At 70.4% G+C, this 17,542-nt stretch carries 14 protein-coding genes; 6 read left to right on the plus strand and 8 right to left on the minus strand.

Features of this window, described 5'->3' with window-relative positions; all coding sequences use genetic code 11:
* Window positions 1-176 precede the first annotated feature (176 nt).
* The 3 genes from AC1RIF_RS11925 to AC1RIF_RS11935 are packed head-to-tail and all read right to left on the minus strand — an operon-like array spanning window position 177 to window position 2,656.
* Window positions 177-770, minus strand: coding sequence for a TetR/AcrR family transcriptional regulator (locus AC1RIF_RS11925; protein ID WP_492601575.1), 594 nt, complete (start codon window positions 768-770; stop codon window positions 177-179).
* A gap of 27 nt (window positions 771-797) precedes the next feature.
* Window positions 798-1,496, minus strand: coding sequence for an ABC transporter ATP-binding protein (locus tag AC1RIF_RS11930; RefSeq protein WP_492601576.1), 699 nt, complete (start codon window positions 1,494-1,496; stop codon window positions 798-800).
* 32 nt (window positions 1,497-1,528) lie between these two features.
* On the minus strand, window positions 1,529-2,656 hold the full coding sequence (locus AC1RIF_RS11935) for an ABC transporter permease (protein WP_492601577.1): 1,128 nt from the start codon (window positions 2,654-2,656) through the stop codon (window positions 1,529-1,531).
* 466 nt (window positions 2,657-3,122) lie between these two features.
* On the opposite strand from AC1RIF_RS11935, the gene AC1RIF_RS11940 reads away from it, so the two are divergent.
* The gene (locus AC1RIF_RS11940; RefSeq protein ID WP_492601578.1) at window positions 3,123-3,743 is read left to right on the plus strand and encodes a TetR/AcrR family transcriptional regulator; all 621 of its coding nucleotides are present in this window, start codon (window positions 3,123-3,125) and stop codon (window positions 3,741-3,743) included.
* Window positions 3,744-3,750: 7 nt separating this feature from the next.
* Here the strand turns inward: AC1RIF_RS11940 and AC1RIF_RS11945 are convergent, their stop codons facing one another.
* The 5 genes from AC1RIF_RS11945 to AC1RIF_RS11965 all read right to left on the minus strand — a co-directional run bounded on the left by AC1RIF_RS11945 (window position 3,751) and on the right by AC1RIF_RS11965 (window position 12,610).
* A complete protein-coding gene (locus AC1RIF_RS11945) occupies window positions 3,751-4,527 on the minus strand; it encodes an RsmA family anti-sigma factor (RefSeq protein WP_492601579.1) in 777 nt (258 codons plus the stop codon).
* Between the two features lie 64 nt (window positions 4,528-4,591).
* Entirely contained in the window at window positions 4,592-5,173 is a 582-nt protein-coding gene (gene sigM, locus AC1RIF_RS11950; RefSeq protein WP_492601580.1) for an RNA polymerase sigma factor SigM, read from the minus strand.
* A gap of 62 nt (window positions 5,174-5,235) precedes the next feature.
* On the minus strand, window positions 5,236-9,045 hold the full coding sequence (locus AC1RIF_RS11955; RefSeq protein ID WP_492601879.1) for a murein biosynthesis integral membrane protein MurJ: 3,810 nt from the start codon (window positions 9,043-9,045) through the stop codon (window positions 5,236-5,238).
* A gap of 464 nt (window positions 9,046-9,509) precedes the next feature.
* Entirely contained in the window at window positions 9,510-11,942 is a 2,433-nt protein-coding gene (locus AC1RIF_RS11960; RefSeq protein ID WP_492601581.1) for a DUF6049 family protein, read from the minus strand.
* Window positions 11,939-12,610: an NUDIX hydrolase gene (locus AC1RIF_RS11965; protein ID WP_492601880.1), complete on the minus strand. Its 672-nt coding sequence runs from the start codon at window positions 12,608-12,610 to the stop codon at window positions 11,939-11,941. Before AC1RIF_RS11965 ends, AC1RIF_RS11960 begins: the two co-directional genes overlap by 4 nt.
* Here AC1RIF_RS11965 and AC1RIF_RS11970 point away from each other — a divergent pair.
* The 5 genes from AC1RIF_RS11970 (at window position 12,605) to AC1RIF_RS11990 (ending at window position 17,381) form a co-directional block, all read left to right on the plus strand.
* Complete coding sequence (locus AC1RIF_RS11970; RefSeq protein WP_492601582.1) at window positions 12,605-14,074, plus strand: CCA tRNA nucleotidyltransferase; 1,470 nt, start codon at window positions 12,605-12,607, stop codon at window positions 14,072-14,074. The two genes, AC1RIF_RS11965 and AC1RIF_RS11970, sit on opposite strands and share 6 nt — an antisense overlap.
* Before the next feature lie 259 nt (window positions 14,075-14,333).
* Window positions 14,334-14,741, plus strand: coding sequence for a TOBE domain-containing protein (locus AC1RIF_RS11975; protein ID WP_492601583.1), 408 nt, complete (start codon window positions 14,334-14,336; stop codon window positions 14,739-14,741).
* A 5-nt stretch (window positions 14,742-14,746) separates the two neighbouring features.
* Window positions 14,747-15,508, plus strand: coding sequence for a molybdate ABC transporter substrate-binding protein (modA, locus tag AC1RIF_RS11980; protein WP_492601584.1), 762 nt, complete (start codon window positions 14,747-14,749; stop codon window positions 15,506-15,508).
* Window positions 15,505-16,311, plus strand: coding sequence for an ABC transporter permease (locus AC1RIF_RS11985; RefSeq protein ID WP_492601585.1), 807 nt, complete (start codon window positions 15,505-15,507; stop codon window positions 16,309-16,311). The genes modA and AC1RIF_RS11985 overlap by 4 nt, the downstream gene beginning before the upstream one ends.
* Complete coding sequence (locus tag AC1RIF_RS11990; protein ID WP_492601586.1) at window positions 16,308-17,381, plus strand: sulfate/molybdate ABC transporter ATP-binding protein; 1,074 nt, start codon at window positions 16,308-16,310, stop codon at window positions 17,379-17,381. The genes AC1RIF_RS11985 and AC1RIF_RS11990 overlap by 4 nt, the downstream gene beginning before the upstream one ends.
* Window positions 17,382-17,542 lie beyond the last annotated feature (161 nt).

The raw sequence follows: 17,542 nt of genomic DNA on the forward strand, positions 1-17,542 counted from the left end.
GGTGGTTCACTGCTGCTCGCGCGATTCCGCCGGTGGCGGCGCAGCTCGCGGAGTCGGTCAGGTCAACAACAGATTAATGGGTGTTGTTCCCCGCGTCCGTGAGCCGCACGGGACCGGAGCTGTCGAACGTTTCACGTGGAACCGAACGTGTGGAACGAGTCATAGTGCCCGCACCGTCACTCCGGCCGACCGGCGAGCTCGGTGACGAACGGACGGATCAGATCCGCGGCGGTGCGCCGGACGTGGTCGATGTCCCCGCCCCGCTCCACCTGCCGGGTCGCGGCGTGCAGCACGGCGTTGACGAGTTCGGAGGTCGCCGCCACGTCGGGCACCCCGAGCTCGGCGAGCGCGTCCGACAGCGGGGTGACGAGGTCCTCGTGCATCGCGCGGCTCTTCGCGTCCAGTTCGGGCCCCGGCGCCATCTGCGCCAGCGCCGTGGCGATGGCGTGCTCGCCCTCGGCCACGAGCTTCAGGTTCGCGTCGATATAGGCCAGCACCCGCTGATCGGGGCCGCCTGCGTCGGACATCTCGGCGGTGACCCGGGCGGACCACCGGGGGAAGGAGTCCTCGATGAGCGCCTCGAGGAGGTGCTGTCGGGACCGGAAGTACTGGTACATGCTCGAACGTGCGAGTCCGGCGCGGGCCGCGACCTCGCCGAACGACGGGATCTCCGTGGCGCCCTCGGAGAGCACCTCCCGAGCGGCGTCGAGGAGGGCACGCTGTTGCGCGGCTCGATGCTCACCGACAGTCGGTGCACTGATCCGCGGCACGCGCCCTCCTCCTCGCACTCGTGTCGGCTACCGGGGTTCGAGCCGCCCGTCCGTCATCTCGACCACGCGGTCGCAATAGTCGAGAACATCGTAGTCGTGGGTCACCATCACGGTGCCCACCCGCGACTCCCGGGTCTCCCGCGCCAGCAGTTGCACGATCTCGTGGCTACGGGCCCGGTCGAGCGCGGCCGTGGGTTCGTCGACCAGCAGCAGCGACGGCGACGACACCAGGGCACGGGCGATGCCGACGCGCTGCCGTTCGCCGCCGGAGAGTTGGTCGGGGCGGCGGTCGGACTTGTGGCCCAGGCCCACCTGCTCGAGCAGTGCGAGCGGGTCGCGGAATGTCCTGCCCTCGGTGTTGCCGAGGTGTGACACCAGGCGCAACTGGTCGGCGGCGGTGAGCGACGGGATGAGGTTGCCGCTCTGGAACACGAAGCCGATGTGCGCCCGGCGGAACTTCGCGGCCTCGGCGCGCTTCATGTGGAGCAGGCTGCGGCCGCCGACGTGGACGGTGCCCGAGTCCGGCGTGGTGAGCGCCCCCGCCACCGCGAGGAGGCTGGACTTGCCCGAGCCCGACGGGCCGACGACGGCGACCATCTCGCCCGGCCGGACGGTCAGGCTCACCCCGTCGAGGGCGGTCACGGTCTGCTCGCCGTCACCGAGGCGCAGGTTGGCGTCGGCGATGTCGAGGGCGGCGGTCTCGATGGCGGTGTCGGTGGTGCTCACGGTGTTCTCCTGTGCGCTGCTGCCCCGGGCGTTCATCGCTGGCCTCCCAGCGCGTTCAACGGGTCGACCGAGGCGATCCGGACGATTGCGATCGCGGCGCCGACCAGTCCGAGGACCGTCAGCGCGGCCGCGGCGACCGCGACGGCGCCGGGCTCGAGCAGGAACGGCACTCCCCCGCCGATCAGCGAGCCGAAGCCGTAGCCGACGCCCGCGCCCACGGCGACCGAGCCGAGCAGCAGGATCAGCGCCTGCGCCAGGCCGTCGCGCAGTAGGTAGCCGGTGGAGGCGCCCATCGCCCGCATGACCGCGATCTCGTGTTTTCGCTGGATCGTCCACACCGTGAAGAAGGCGCCGACGACGAGCGCGGAGATCGCGTACAGGAACACTTTGATGAGGTTCAGGGTCATGGTTTCGGCGCTGAAGCCGGGTGACGACGCGAACGAGTCCTCGAGCGCGACGGTGGAGGTCCCCGCCGCCGTGTCGCCCGCGGTGTAGTCGAGCGTGGTGCCGGGCTGTGCCTTCAGCGCGACGGCGGTGGACTCGGTCATCGCCGGCGCGGGCACGGGCTCGCCGGGGCGGACACCGGAGTGCAGCAGGCGCCACGTGTCGATCGGCAGGTAGGCGACGTCGACGTGGCCGAACGTCTGCTTGCCGTCGGTGACGCCGACGATCTTCAGTTCGGTGCCGAGGCGATCGATCGTGACGGTGTCGCCGAGGTCGACGCCGGCGTCGAGGGCGCTGCGGCTGATGACGATGCCGTTCGGCTCGCCCAGTCCGGTGCCGCGAGCGACGGAGGGGGCGAGGAACGAGTCGGTCGGAACGCCGAAGAGCGCGAAGTCGACCGGCACGTCCTTGTCGTTGTGGGCGTTGACGAGCATGTTGCCGAACGGCTGGGCCTCGGCGACTCCGGGCTGTGCGCGCCACGCGTCGACCTGTTCGTCGGTGACGACGCTGCGCGAGAAGGCGGAGTCGGTCTTGGTGCCTTCGTTGAACGCGAACCCGTCGACCGGCATGGCCTTCAGGCCCGAGACGCCGTCCTCGACGAGGCCGGAGGACAGCCCGGACAGCAGCACCATCAGCACCGAGATGAGGGCGATGACACCACCCATCAGGCCGAATCTGGATCGCGCGAACCGTAGCTCCCGCAGGGCGAGGAACATCTGTGAACTCCTGGTCGGTGTGATCTGTCGATGTAGCCGACGACGGAATCTCAATCTTCCCGACGGCCTGTCGGCAAATATACCAACGCAGTGTCGGCAAGATTGGTGACGTTGCTCTCGCCCGGCGATCGAGTCCCGGGGTGTTCTCCCGCCACGCCCACCGCACGGCGCCCCGCGACGAACTGGAAGCCGTCGTGAGGTGCGCAACCGATGCGACCTTTTTCGGTTGTGTGGCAACGGGTTCCGTCACCGGATCCTCACCGCTCACGCAGGACGGCAACGCGTCGAGGTGGCGGACTGCTGGTGGGTCGCGGCCCGTGCCGAACCCGGTGCGGGAGTGATGATCCGGGACGCCGGATGGGGGTGGTGTGCCCGCGACCCGACACCCGCCCCCGGTTCCGTTGCCGCTGGGATCGTAAATGGAGCCTATGGCGCGATGCGACGCGGTGTCCGACAATTCAAGGCGATGAGTGCACAGACAACAGCCGGCGTACCGCCCACCGGGCGGCCCCGGGACCCACGGATCGACACCGACGTCCTCGCCGCGACCCGCGAGATGCTGCTCGAGGTGGGTTGGGAGCAGTTGAGTCTGCGGGCCATCGCCACCCGCGCCGGTGTCAGCCGGGCCGCCCTGTCCCGACGATGGGAGTCGAAGGCGCACCTCGTGCTCGACGCCCTGCTGGGCGCGACACCGGACCTCGAGCCGTTCGAGGGGACCGACCGCGCGGGCTGGATCGACTGGGTGGTCGCGGGCAGCGCGCAGCTGTTCTCCCGGCCCGATGTGCGGGAGGCGTTGCCCGGGTTGCTGGCGGCGCTGCGCGACCACGAGGACCTGCGGATCGCGCTGTGGCGGGGGTTCAGCGGTCCGGCCACAGCATTGTTCGTCGCGCACGGCAGCGACGACGCCACCGCGGAGGACCGGGCACGGGACCTGCGCGATGCCAAGGCGGTGCTGGTGGCGGCCGCCGGTGCGGCCCTCTTCTCGAGCCTCATCGCGAAGGACGACGACACCCCCGAACTGCGCGAACGGATCCGGGAACTTCTCACACCCGTCGCCGACAGGACGGTTCCCGGCGACGGGAACTGATTGCGGGTCAGCCGATTTCGGTCTGGGTCAGCAGATCCGGTGTGGTGGGGCCGCAGCCGGAACCGACGACCACCGCCGTCAGAGCGGGAGGGTGGGGCCCGGCGATCAGCATCAACACGGCGGCACTGCCCCGGTACGACACCTCCCGGGTGCCCACCACGGGGCGAGCCGGGTCGATCCCGATGGCCTGCAGGCACCCGTTCCGGACGTCCGGGTTCGCGAGCTCCCCGACGACCGTCTCGGTCCGGGTGGTCCGCGAATCGCGCATGAGGGCCAGCACCTGTTCGCCGTCGAGGTCGCCGTCGAGGTCGACGGTGGACGGCGGTGCGGGCTCAGAGGCGGTCGAGGTGGGTGTCGCGAGCACGGTCGGCGGCGTGGATTCGGGGCCGTCGAGGGCGGTGAGAGCGAAGACGACGGCGACGGCCGCGGCCATCGATGCGGCGGACACGCTGATCCACGTGAGCATCCGGCGCCGCGACGGCGCGTCGGACACCATGGTCACACCGGCCGAGGTATGTGAATCATTCAGTCCGAGAGTGGAATTGATGCGATCGGCGACATCCCGGGGAATGGAGGTCTCGACGCTGTGGTCGCGCCCGGCCTCGCGGAGTCGGGTGGTGACGGCATCGAGTGAGTCGAGAAAGGCGAGCGCGTCCCGATCCCGGCGCACGAGCGGCCACAGTCGGGTGCTCACCTCGTCGGACAGGACGCCGGCGTGCAGGTCGGCGAGCAACTCCGTCGAGAACGGGGGGCCGAGCCGTTCTCCGCCGTCGTGGTCCGTCATCCCACCTCCAACCCGCAATGTCCGGGGCACGATTGTGCCTTCAAGTAGTTCAGACGCCGGGAGATCAAGATCGGTTCCCTACATCTCGCAAGTATTCCAAATGCGGCGCCAGCTTGGCCCGTGCGCGGGCGCAGCGACTCTTGACGGTTCCCTCCGGAACCCCGAGCCGTTCCGCGGCCTCGGCCACCGAATAGCCCTCCATGTCGACGGCCACGATTGCGGCCCGCTGCTCCGCCGACAGCCGCAGCAGCGCCCGGTCGACGAGCATCGCCGTCTCGGTCTCGGCGATGTGGTCACGCTCGTCGCGAGGATCGACGGATTCGTCGGCCGACAGCGACACCGTCGGACGCACACGGTTCCGCCGGATCCGGTCCAGACATGCATTCACCACGATCGTGTGCAGCCAGCTGCGCACGGCCGCATCCTGCCGGAACGACCCCGCCGTTCGGTGCGCGGACAGCAACGCCTCCTGTAGCGCGTCCGCCGCGTCCTCGACGGTGTAGCTCGTTCTCCTCGCAACATGCCAAAGATGGTCGTAATGCCTGCTCAGCAGCTCCGCGAACGCGCCCCCGTCACCCGACGCGTGCGCTGCCAAGAGTTGTGCATCCGACAAATCAGCTTTGGCGACCCCCCTGAAGATTCGCACCGGCGGATGTTAGCCGATCAATTGCCCGTCACGCGTTCTCGGGGCGCCCGCCGGCGACCGGCTCAGGACGTGGCGGTGAAGGACACCTCGGCGAGGGCGGACTGATTCTTGCCGCCGGTCGTGCTGAGCCCGGTGATCCACACGATGACGTTCTTGGTGGCACCGTCCGTCTTCAGCGGGATCTCGGTGACACCGTCCTTCAGGGTGCCGTTGCCGATCACGCGGGTCTGGTCGAGCGACGTGTTCGGTGCCGGCGCGGAGCGGATCTCGACCTGCGTCCCCGGGCTGGTCGAGGTGATCTGCATGGCCGACAGGTTCGCCGCCTCGGGGAGCGTCACCATGAGCCCCACGCCGTTCTTCAGTGCCGGGAACGGCTGGAAGTACGCATCGGTGCTCCACGCCGTCGCCGGATTGCCGTCGATCGCCAGCCCGGCGTTCGCGGCGTTGTCGGGAGTGCCCTGGGGTGAGAACACGGCGGCGCCGCTCGGCGTGACCGGGCGGGTCGCCGCGGGCGGCGGTGCGGCCGCCGACGACTCCGCAGACTCCGCGGGCACCTGGGCCGTTGTCGTCAGGCCCAGATTCTGGTTCGTCAACGGCTCGTCGGAGTTGCCGCCCGCCAGCAGGTTCGCGAGCCACCACCCGATCAGTGCGAGGACCACGATGGTGAGGGCACCGAGCGACACCAGCGCGACGAGCGTGCGGTTGGACTTCTGCTTCTCGGCGGCCACCGCCTCCGGATCGGCCAGCGCGTGCGAGTCGCTGCCGGGGACCCGCTGGCCCAGCCGCAGCGCGGGCATGAGGTCGGTCTTCTGGTCGACGACCGTCGCCTGGTCGAGGATGTGCTGCACCGTCGCCGCCGCACGGATGCCGCTGTCGCCTCCGAGAGCCCGCACCGCGACGGCGGAAATCTCGAACGGGACCTCCGGACGGATCGCGCGGGGTTCGACGGGACGACCCGACGGGTCACGGTCGGCCGGACGCATGCCGTCCGCCGACTCGGTGCCGTCGTCGAGCGGCCAGCGGGCGGTGATGAGCGCGTACAGCATTGCGCCGAGCCCGCGCACGTCCGAGGCAGGGTCGGCGTCGGACAGGGTGCCGGGGAACGCGAGGACGGCGTCGCCGGCGGTGCTGATGCGGATTCGGTCGGGATCGTCGATGGACAGGGCGCTGCCACCGCGGTGCGCCGCCTCCGCGGCCGCCGCGAGCGCCCGGACGGCCCGAGCCGCACCGATCGGGGACGGATCGGTGTCCGCCATCTCCTTCAGCGAGCGCCCCGGCGTCCACTCCGCGACGACGATGCCGCCGGAACTGCCGCGGACCACGTCGAGCACGCGGGCGAGTCCGGACGAGTTGATCCGTCCCAGTCGCAGCGTCCGGGACAGGATGGCCTGCGGCCCGTCCGGACCGGTGGCCGCCGGACCCTCGGCGCGCTGATCGGCGTCGACGAAGGTGAGTGCGACCTCGCGGTCGAGCTTGATGTCGAGCGCCTGCCAGAACTGGAGCCCGCGGGCGCCGCCGTGCGGTGCGAGGAGGCGGTAGCGGCCACCGGCCACCGACGCCCCGGGCATCAACTGCGGACCGCGCAGCTGCGGACGGGGTTCCGGGACGGCGCCGGCCACACGCAACGGCGGCAGCGGCGCACCGATCGAGAACACACCGGTGTCGACGTTGAGGTCACCCCGACGTCGGCGATCCCGGTGCGCGGACGCATCCTCGAACACTGCGGTGGAATCCGCTGTCGCAGAGTCATTTTCGTCCGTGTTGCTCGATGTGGACGACGCGTCGGACGGTTCGTCCGCGGGGTTCGTCGACGTGGTTCCGGCATCTGCCACCTTGGTGGTGCCGTCCTCGACGCCAGTGAAGTCTTCGGACGTGCCGGTTCGCTTGTCGGCACCGTCGTCGTCGCTCACACGTGCTCCTTCTATGAACTCGTCGGGAATGTAGTCCGCTCCGACGTATGCCTCGCTGCGTCCAGGGTACGGGAGACCGTCAGGTCTATCGAGTGACCGCGGGAGGTCACGGATGACCGGAATCAATTCGGTATCAGGCTCGTACGAGGATCCGACGGCAACCGTCGCCGGTGCCTCCTCGGCCGCGCCTCGACCGCGCAGGCCCGGAATCCTCCGCGTCACGGCCACGGTGATCGCCATGATCTCCGGCACCTTCGCGAGCCACATCAGGATGAACGTCACCACGAGCATGAGGGCGCCGGTGATCGCGACGCGGATCATCGCGCCGGGTCCGCCGAACGACTCCGACAGCCGGTCCAGGCCCAGCAACTTGTCCGCCGCGAACATCGCGATCGCACCCGCCGCGGACGCGAGCAGCACCACCCACACCGTCTTGCCGACGTTCGCCATGCGCAGGTCGCCGAGGCTGCGGTGCAGCAGGTAGCCGCCGATGAAGGCGCCCGCGATGAAGGCGAGTCCGTTCGCGACGCCGAGCAGGACCACGACCTGCTGGTCGTCGGACGCCAGCACCGGGGCCAGGGCCGACAGCGCGATCTTCACGCCGGTGATGCCGAGGATGATCCATGTCGGCGTCCAGGCCTGTTCGCGCGCATAGAACACCCGGAGGTGGATCAGCACCAGCGAGTAGGGGATGAGCGTGAACGCGGACCAGCTGACGGCCTCGCCGAGGCGTTCGGCGTTGCCCGCGCCGAAGTTGCCGTAGCCGTACAGGGCGTGTCCGATCTGCGGCCCGGCGAACGTGAAGAACGTGACGACCGGGATGAGCGCGATCATCGTCAGACGGGTCGCGACGGACAGGTCGTCCACGACGGCGGGGGTGTCCTCGGCGGCCGCGTTGCGGCTCAGCCGCGGCATGATCGCCGTCAGCACCGTGACTCCGAGGACGCCGTACGGCAGCTGCAGCAGCAGCCAGGCGTTGGTGTAGATGGCCGGGCCGGCCTCGTCGGCGGCCGCCGAGATGCGGGTCGCGAACATCATGCCGAGCTGACTGATCAGCACGTAGAGCACGATCGCGACGGCCATGCCACCGAACTGCTTGAGCCGGTCGTCGATCCCCCACAGCGGCCGCAGCGAGATGCCCTGCCGTCGGATCGCAGGTACCAGGCTCACCGCCTGCGTCACGACACCGGCGGTCACACCGAGCCCCAGGATCAGGACGTGCGGGTCACTGATCCGGACCGGATCGAGCGAGATCTCGCCGGGCACCAACCAGTACGCCGCCAGGATGCCGAGCACCACGACGTTGTTCAGCACCGGCGCCCATGCGCCGGGTTTGAACTCCTGCCGGGTGTTGAGGATCGCCGTGAGCAGCGCGGACATACCGTAGAACAGGATCGCCGGCAGCAGCAGGAAACACAGCGCCGTCGTCAGCTGGGTGTTGACCTCGCCGTCCTCCGGCAGGAAGACGTAGGTGGTGAGGATCGGTGCGGCCGCCGTCGCGAACAGCGCGGCCGTGCCCAGCAGCGCGAGCGCCGCCGTGAAGAGTCTTCGGACGAACGCGGCACCCTGATCGGGGTCCTCCCGCTCCGCGCGCACCAGGACCGGGACGACGATCGCGGTGAGGACCGCGCCGAGTACCAGTTCGGAGATCATGTTCGGGATCTGGCTGGCGACGGTGAACGCACTGGCCACGGCCGGGCCGAGCGCGGTCAGCAGCAGCAGCTGCTTGAGGAAGCCGGTGCCGCGACTGATCAGCGTCGCGAACGCGATCGACCCCGTCGCGGCGAGCAGGCTCTTCTTCTGCGGTTCGTCGGTGGTCGTTGTCGCGGGCTGGACCTCGGTCTTCGGCGCCTGGGCCGGGGCCGGGGCCGGACGTGTGACCGGCGGCCGCGGCGGGACGCCTCGCTGCGGTACCGGGCGCTGCCCGCCCTGAACCGGCGGTCGCTGCCCACCCGGGGGCATCGGTCGGGGGCCGGTCGGGGGCACGGGCCCGGGACCCTGCTGGGGGGTGGGCCGTGGTCCGCCCTGAACCGGACGTGGTCCGCTCGGTGGCACGGGTCGCTGTCCGCTCGGTGGCACGGGTCGCTGTCCGCTCGGCGGCATCGGCCGCGGTCCCTGCGGGGGTACGGATCGCTGACCGTTCGGCGGCACCCGACCGGGCGGCATCGGACGCGGAACGCCCTGCTGCGGACGACCGGGCGCGCTCGGCTGGTCGGGCCGGCCACGCATCGGCGGGCGCGGCCCCTGCGGCCCCTGCGGTGGAACCGGTCGCTGATCACGCGGGGGCACCGGTCGCTGATCACGCGGGGGCACCGGTCGCTGATCGCTCCGCGGCTGCCCCTGCCGGTCATCGTGCTGCTGGGTCGGCTGGGGGCCGCGCTCCCACGGCGCCGACGACCGATAGCCCTCGTCGCGAGAGTTCTCGGTCATGGACGTTCATACCCTTCGTCGGCTCGATCCGGCTGGCCCCGGAACCGGTGCCAGAGGCGTCGCCCGGCGAGGAACAGCAGGAGTGCACCAGCACACGCGGTAATTATCGCCAATGCTTGACCGTACGCGTTCGACCGCACCGTGACGGAAGTCTGTTCTCCCAGGTTCTGGCCGCTTTCGGTGGTCAGTGAGAAATCGACCACCATGGTGCGGGAGTCGGAGACTTCGGCCGGTACCTGCAGCGAGCGGCTGCCCCGCGGTGGCAGCTGCTGCGGTCCGATGTCGGTGACGTGCATCTCGTCGGGGGCGTCGACGCGCAGTTTCACGTTGATCGCGACGGGGAGATCGTTCCGGGCGACCAGAAGCAGCGGGCTCTGCTCGGAGGCCAGCGAGTACACCCCGCCCGGGGCGAGAATCGTGACCGCGGAGTACATGGCGTCGATCGCGGTCGCCACGTTGCCGACCCGGACGTGGGCGGCCTCGTCGGCGGCGGTCACGGTCGCGGTGTTCTGGTCGCGTCGGCCCGACAGGCTCATCGCACGGACCAGATCCTCGCGCAGTGGCGCCATGAATCGGGTCGGCGTGAGCGTCACCTGCGGATCGTCGACCAGGGTCTGCATCAGTTCGTCGATCCGCGGCGCCTGCGCGCCCACCCCCCATTCGACGGATTCGGGGGTGCCGTCGACGATCGCGCGCTGGGGGTACGCCAGCGAGGCGATCTCGGGTGTCGCGGGCCGCTGCTCGGCGACCTTCGTCAGCGCCCGTGGTGTCGCCAGACCGGTGCGGAGCAGCGTCGACACCGTCGACAGCACGGTCGCGGCCTCGTCGCCGTCGGCGGACCACAGCTGCGGTGGCGCGATCAGCATCGAACGGTCGGCCGTTCGGTTCGTGGTGCCGGGCTGCTGCAGCGACAGCCACGTCACCGCGCCCAGCGCATCCTGCAGGCGGGCCGTGCGCGAGTCCCGGTCCAGGTTGTAGCGTGCCCGCTCGGGGACGTACGACGGTGTCTGCGGGCTGGACCCGACCGCCGCCAGCGCCGCGGCCGCGGACACGTCGAACAGCGCGGCGGTCACGGCGTCCGCTCCCCCACCGGCGATCGTCACCGTCTTGCCCGACGACTGGGTGGACTCCACCGCGTTGGCCGCCAGCAGCGTCGTCGTCGGTCCGAGTCCGTGCAGCATCTGCGCCGACGTGTCGTCGAGGACACCGGAGTCCGGCCAGGTGACGTTCCGCAGCGACGTCACCCCGAGGATCGAGTCGACGATGTCCGACGGCGACTGCAGTGCGCTCGCTGTGAGCGTCGGGTCGTCGACCCGGCTCAGTGCCGCGAGGTCCACCTGCGCGAACGGCATCGCGGTGATGCACATGTTGCGGGCGAGCGATTCCAGGCGGTCGAGCCAGGCTGCCGCTGCGTCGCGCCCGGCGCCCTCGTGTGCGGGTCCGGACGGATTCGCCGGGTCGTCCACCACGAGGTACCCGCCGGCCATGTTGCTGACGGTGATCAGCAGGTCCGGGTCGACGGCCAGGCACAGACTGTCGGTCAGCCGTTTGTCCTTGTCGACGTCGGGCCCGGTGGCGAACTCGACGGCGGCGAGGAGTTGCTCGAGCCGTCCGCCCTGGGACAGGGATCCCGCGAGGACGTCGTCGACCAACCGGACCTTGTCGTTCACGGAGCCGGGGATCCCGGCCGCCAGTCGCGGCTGGTCGGCGAGCGGCCACAGCATCGTGACGGCGAGCGGGTCGGAGGTGTCGGGCGGGACGGGCGCGGTCACCGATCCGGAGTCGGTGCCCTGCGGCGCGCTGTCGGCGGTCCCCGATGCCCGGGGCAGTCCCAGTACGGGCAGCAGGAACCGGGCGTCGTCGAGGCGGGCCTGCCCGCCGTACGCGGGGGTTCCGTTGACGTTGACCAGGAGCGGGTAGACGCCGGGCTCGGTGATGTCGAGCGACCACCCCGACAGCGAGCGCAGCGGCAGCGCCAGCGTGAACTGCTTCCGCTCACCCTCGTCGAGGCTGGACGCCACCTCCACGAACGGTCCGACGACGTCGAACTCGCCCTGATCGAGGTCCAGGGAGGTGCGCAGTTCCTCGCTCGAGCTCACGGCGGGTGCCCGCTGCAGCCGGACACCGACGTCGGTGACCGGCCGGTCACCGACGTTCGCGACGGTTCCGCGGACGGTGACCACCGGGTCGGTCGTGGTGGTCACCGCGGTCGGGGTGACGTCGTCGATGTGCAGTTCGAGGAACTTCGGTTGCGCGCGGGACTTCGTCACCGGCGCGCCGGTCGTCGACTCGGTCGGGTTCTGCGTCGTGGGCTGCGCGGCTGCGGTCCCGGCGCCGACGACGGCGCCGATCATCATCAGGACGAGCGTCAGCGCCGTGAGAACTCTGGCACCGGATCGTCGCCATGCCGGACGCGATGCCACTGTCATTCCGCGTCGGTCCTCCTGGCACGGGAGGGTTCCATCTCGGCGATGAGTTGACCGGCGATCTCCGCGAGTTTGCGTTCGTCGGCGTAGGCGAGGCGGGAGTCCAACTCCGACAGTGGCACCCAGGCCACCTCGGTGACCTCGATGTCGGCGTCGGACAGCTCACCGCCGAGCGATCGCATGAGGTAGTGGTGCACGGTCTTGTGGACGCGACGGCCTTCGGTGACGAACCAGTAGTCGATGCTGCCGAGGGACGCGACGACGGATCCGCGGATACCGGTCTCCTCGGCGACTTCGCGCATCGCGGTCTGTTCAGCGGTCTCGCCCTGTTCGATGTGCCCCTTGGGGAGCGACCACAGCAGCCGGCCGCGCCGGTCGGTCCGCCCGATGAGGGCCGCGCACAGCTTGTCCCGGGGGCCGCCGAGGCCGTCCACGACCAGTCCCCCGGCGGAGGTTTCGCGGACGGTCCGCATGTGCGGAGTCGCGGAATCCGAGCCCGCGCCGCGACGCCGCGAGGAGCGGCGGTTACGGTTGGCACGTTCGGCGGCGGACACCTCATCGATCGTAGTTGACAGAGCCCGTTCGGCCTGACTCCCACGCCAGCGTGCGTGCAGGCTCACTGATGCGCGTCCGGCTATTTGTCGACCTCGGTAAGGTTTGCTCACGTGAATGCCCCTTCCCCCGACGCGGACCGGCGTGCCCGACTGCTGCGCGGAGCGCACGAGACCCTGAGCGCCCTGTCGGATGTGCTGACCCCGCTCGGGGCCCGGTTCGCCGACGCGGGTCACGAGCTGTATCTGGTGGGCGGCAGTGTGCGCGACGCGGTCCTGGGTCGTCTCGGCACGGACCTCGACCTCACCACCGACGCGCATCCCGAGCAGGTGCAGGCCATCCTGCGCGGCTGGGCCGACAACCAGTGGGACACGGGCATCGCGTTCGGGACGATCAGCGCCGCCAAGGGCGACGACCAGATCGAGATCACCACCTACCGCACCGACACCTACGACGGCGTCACGCGGAACCCGGAGGTGCAGTACGGCACGACGCTCGAGGAGGACCTGGTCCGACGCGATTTCACGGTCAACGCGATGGCCGTGCGGATCGACGCGGCGGGCACGTTCGAGTTCGTCGACCCGCTCGGGGGCATGGATGCGCTGCTCGCCGGCGTGCTGGACACGCCCGCGGCGCCGGAGATCTCCTTCAACGACGATCCGCTGCGGATGCTGCGCGCGTGCCGTTTCGTCTCGCAACTCGGTTTCACGCTCGCGCCGCGGGTGCACCAGGCGATCGTCGACATGGCCGGGCAGATCGACCGGATCACCGCGGAGCGGGTGCACACCGAGCTCGACAAGCTGATCCTCGGCGAGTACCCGATCGACGGCATCAACGTGATGTGCGAGACGGGTCTGGCCGACCACGTGCTGCCCGAGGTGCCGCAGATGAAGCTCGAGATCGACGAGCATCACCAGCACAAGGACGTGTACTGGCACTCGCTGACGGTGCTCAAGCAGGCGATCGACCTCGAGGACGGCGACCCGGACCTGGTGCTGCGCTGGGCGGCGCTGCTGCACGACATAGGTAAGCCGGACACCAAGCGCAACGAGCCCGGCGGCGGCGTCAGCTTCCACCACCACGAGGTGGTGGGCGCCAAGCTGGTCCGAAAGCGGATGCGGGCACTGAAGTACTCCAGGCAGATGGTCGACGAGGTGGGCCAGCTGGTGTTCCTGCACCTGCGGTTCCACGGGTACGGCAAGGGGCAGTGGACGGATTCGGCGGTGCGCCGTTACGTCACCGACGCCGGTGACCTGCTGCCGCGGCTGCACAAGCTGGTGCGTGCCGACTGCACCACCCGCAACAAGCGTCGGGCCGCGGCTCTGCAGGCCACGTACGACGATCTCGAGCAGCGGATCGCCCGGATCGCCGAGCAGGAGGATCTGGCGCGGGTGCGCCCGGACCTAGACGGCAACGCGATCATGGAGCTGCTCGGCATCCCGGCCGGCCCGCAGGTGGGCAAGGCGTGGAAGTTCCTCAAGGAACTGCGCCTGGACCGCGGACCGCTCGCGCGGGACGAGGCCGAGGCGGAGCTCCTGAAATGGTGGGCGGAGCAGCCGGAGAACCCGCAGCCGAAGGGCTGAATCTGTCGCTTTTCGTGCCTTTCGGTCGGATGTCGCCTTCGTGACGGTTGGTATTCAGACGGCCGGGCCGGCCTCTGGCGGGCGGACGATCACTCGCCGTCGGAGGACATCGACGGTCCGGGCAGCGGCAGTTGGCATTCGGGTTACCTCGGACCCCTCACCGGTTCCGCGGGTCGCCGAGTCCGACTCCGGGACGGTGTCACGCAGGCGCGGAGCGATTCGATTGATCGTTCCGCGCCTGCGGATCTAGACTCCCGGAATGCCAGACATCCGGATACGCGACGCGGCCCAGTTGCTAGGCGTCAGCGACGACACCGTCCGCCGGTGGGTTGATGCCGGCACCCTCGCCGCCCACAAGGACGACTCCGGCCGCATGGTCGTCGACGGGAAGCAGCTCGCCGAGTACGCCCGCGCCAATGCGGCGCCGACCCCGGAGAATCCGCTGGGCGTCGGCAGCTCCGCCCGGAACCGGTTCGTCGGACTGGTCACCCGGGTTGTCGCCGACGGGGTGATGGCCCAGGTGGAGATGCAGTGCGGGCCGTTCTCGGTGGTGTCGCTGATGAGCGCCGAGGCCGTACACGAGCTGAAGCTCGAACCGGGCAGCATCGCGGTAGCCGTCGTGAAGGCGACCACCGTGATCGTCGAGACGCCGGGGGTCCCGACGTGAGGTGGATGCGGGGTGCAGTGGTCGCGGTCGCCGCGGTACTGACGACGGCCCTCGCCGGGTGCAGCAGCGCCACCGACGCGGGAACCGAAGGTGGCGAGTCGATCACGGTGTTCGCGGCGGCGTCACTGAAGTCGACGTTCACCGAGCTGGGGCAGCGATTCGAGGCGCAGAATCCCGGCACCCGGGTCGTGCTGAACTTCGCCGGATCGTCCGACCTGGTCGCCCAGCTCGACCAGGGCGCCCCGGGCGACGTCTTCGCGTCCGCCGACACCGCCAACATGACGAAGGCGGTCCGGGCGGGGCTGACGGCGTCGGATCCGGTGAACTTCGCCACCAACGTGCTGACCATCGTTGTGCCGCCCGGCAATCCGGCGAATGTCGCATCGTTCGCGGACCTGGCGCGACCGGACGTGACGGTTGTGGTCTGTGCGCCGCAGGTGCCGTGCGGCACGGCGACGCAGAAGGTCGAGGACGCCACCGGCGTCCGCCTCGCCCCCGTCAGCGAGGAATCGTCGGTGACCGACGTGCTCGGCAAGGTCGTCACCGGTCAGGCCGATGCCGGGCTGGTGTACGTCACCGACGCCGCCGGCGCGGGCGACAAGGTCACCGAGGTCCCGTTCCCGGAGGCGGCGCGCGTGGTCAACACCTATCCGATCGCGGTCCTGGGTAAGTCCGGAAACCCCGAGGTGGCAAGCGAGTTCGTCGGATTCGTGGTGGGCCCGGAGGGTCGTGCGGTCCTGACCGAGGCCGGGTTCGGCGCCCCGTGACCACACGGCCGCGGGTGCGGGTTCCGGCCGGTCTGCCGGTCTGGATCTACGTTCCCGCGGCCGTCGGCGCGCTGCTGGTGGTGCTGCCGCTGGTCGCGATGCTCGCCGGGGTCGACTGGCCCCACTTCTGGGAGCTCGTCACCTCCGAATCCTCCCTGGACGCTTTGGCTCTGAGCCTGAAGACGGCGTCGATCAGCACGCTGCTGTGTGTGCTGCTGGGCGTACCGATGGCGATGGTGTCGGCCCGCTGTTCGTTTCCCGGCCTCGCGGCACTGCGGGCGCTGGTGCTGCTCCCGCTGGTGCTGCCGCCGGTCGTGGGAGGTCTCGCGCTGCTCTACACGTTCGGCCGCCGCGGGTTGATCGGGCAGCACCTCGAGGTGGCGGGCATCCAGATCGCGTTCTCCACCACCGCGGTCGTGTTGGCGCAGACGTTCGTCGCGCTGCCGTTCCTGGTGATCAGCCTCGAGGGCGCGCTGCGGACCGCGGGACGGCGCTACGAGGCGGTGGCGGCGACGCTCGGTGCCCCGCCCACGACCGTGCTGCGCCGGGTCACACTGCCGTTGGTGCTGCCCGGACTGATCTCGGGTGCGGTTCTGGCCTTCGCCCGCGCCCTGGGCGAATTCGGCGCAACCCTGACGTTCGCCGGGAGTCTGCAGGGCGTCACCAGGACATTGCCGTTGGAGATCTATCTGCAGCGTGAGACCGATCCGGAGGCCGCGGTCGCGCTGTCGTTGGTGTTGGTGGTGGTGGCTGTGGCGATCGTCCTCGGTGCCCGCACGCGACGCGCGGCCGGTGCCCTGTGAACGGGTTGCGCGTGCAGGCGCGTGTCGACACCCGCGGGTTGGACGTGGAACTCGATGTCGCCCCGGGCGAGGTGCTTGCGGTCCTCGGCCCCAACGGGGCCGGCAAGTCGACGCTGCTGGACGTGGTGGCCGGGCTGTTGCGGCCCGACGAGGGTCGCGTCGAACTCGGCGACCGGGTACTCACCGATGTTGCGAAAGGCATTGCAGTACAGCCGCACCGACGATCGGTGGCGCTGCTCGCCCAGGAGGCGTTGCTGTTCCCGCACCTGACGGTCCGCGAGAATGTGGCCTTCGCGCCGCGCAGCGCGGGGTCGGGGCGGCGCGAGTCGTATGCGTCGGCGCAACGGTGGCTCGACGAGGTGGACGCGGCGGCCCTCGCGACCCGACGGCCGCGGCAACTGTCCGGCGGTCAGGCCCAGCGGGTCGCGGTGGCGCGGGCCCTCGCCGCCGACCCGCGGGTGCTGCTGCTCGACGAGCCGATGGCGGCCCTCGACGTCGCGGCCGCGCCGGCGCTGCGGGCCCTGCTGCGGCGGGTGCTGCGCACCGGAGACCGGACCGCACTCCTTGTGACCCACGATGTGCTGGATGCGCTGTCGCTGGCCGACCGGGCCGTAGTGCTGGACGGCGGCCGCATCGTCGAGCAGGGATCCGTGGACCGGGTCCTCACCCGGCCGCGCAGCGCGTTCGCGGCCCGGATCGCGGGTATCAATCTGCTGTCGGGCAAGGTCCGAAACGGCCTCCTGGACACGGTCGCGGGGGCCGTGAGCGGCATCGGCGAGGACGGCTGCGACGACGGCGAGCACGCCGTGGCGGTGTTCGCACCATCCGCGGTCGCGGTGCACCGCGAGCATCCGGAAGGCAGCCCCCGCAACATCTTCCGGGTACGGATCGCCGAGATCGAGGGACGGGGCCACACGATCCGCGTCCGCGCGGACGACCACCTCGACGGTTCGGCCGGCCTGGTCGCCGACGTCACGGCCACCGCCGTCGCCGAGCTCGACCTGGCCCCCGGCGACGACGTGTGGTTCGCCGTCAAGGCGACGGAGGTGGCGGTCTACCCGGCACGGTGACGCCGAGCGCGTCTGTCCACAGGCGGTCTCCCCCGGTGCGCGGGTTGTGGATAACTCCGTCGGACGCGCCCGTGACCGCGAGATCACCGGTCGCGGACCCACCCGCGACCGCCGCGCGCCGCGTGCGGTCTGCAGTAGCGTCCGGATCCGATCCGGGGGGA

Source organism: Prescottella sp. GW823-FHT02E09 (genome assembly GCF_058797375.1).

Coding starts and splice junctions, on each gene's coding strand:
- AC1RIF_RS11935 (WP_492601577.1), bottom strand. CDS start 2,656: ATGTTCCTCGCCCTGCGGGAGCTACGGTTCGCGCGATCCAGATTCGGC.
- AC1RIF_RS11940 (WP_492601578.1), top strand. CDS start 3,123: ATGAGTGCACAGACAACAGCCGGCGTACCGCCCACCGGGCGGCCCCGG.
- AC1RIF_RS11945 (WP_492601579.1), bottom strand. CDS start 4,527: ATGACGGACCACGACGGCGGAGAACGGCTCGGCCCCCCGTTCTCGACG.
- AC1RIF_RS11955 (WP_492601879.1), bottom strand. CDS start 9,045: ATGCCCCCGGGTGGGCAGCGACCGCCGGTTCAGGGCGGGCAGCGCCCG.
- AC1RIF_RS11960 (WP_492601581.1), bottom strand. CDS start 11,942: ATGACAGTGGCATCGCGTCCGGCATGGCGACGATCCGGTGCCAGAGTT.
- AC1RIF_RS11975 (WP_492601583.1), top strand. CDS start 14,334: ATGCCAGACATCCGGATACGCGACGCGGCCCAGTTGCTAGGCGTCAGC.
- modA (WP_492601584.1), top strand. CDS start 14,747: ATGCGGGGTGCAGTGGTCGCGGTCGCCGCGGTACTGACGACGGCCCTC.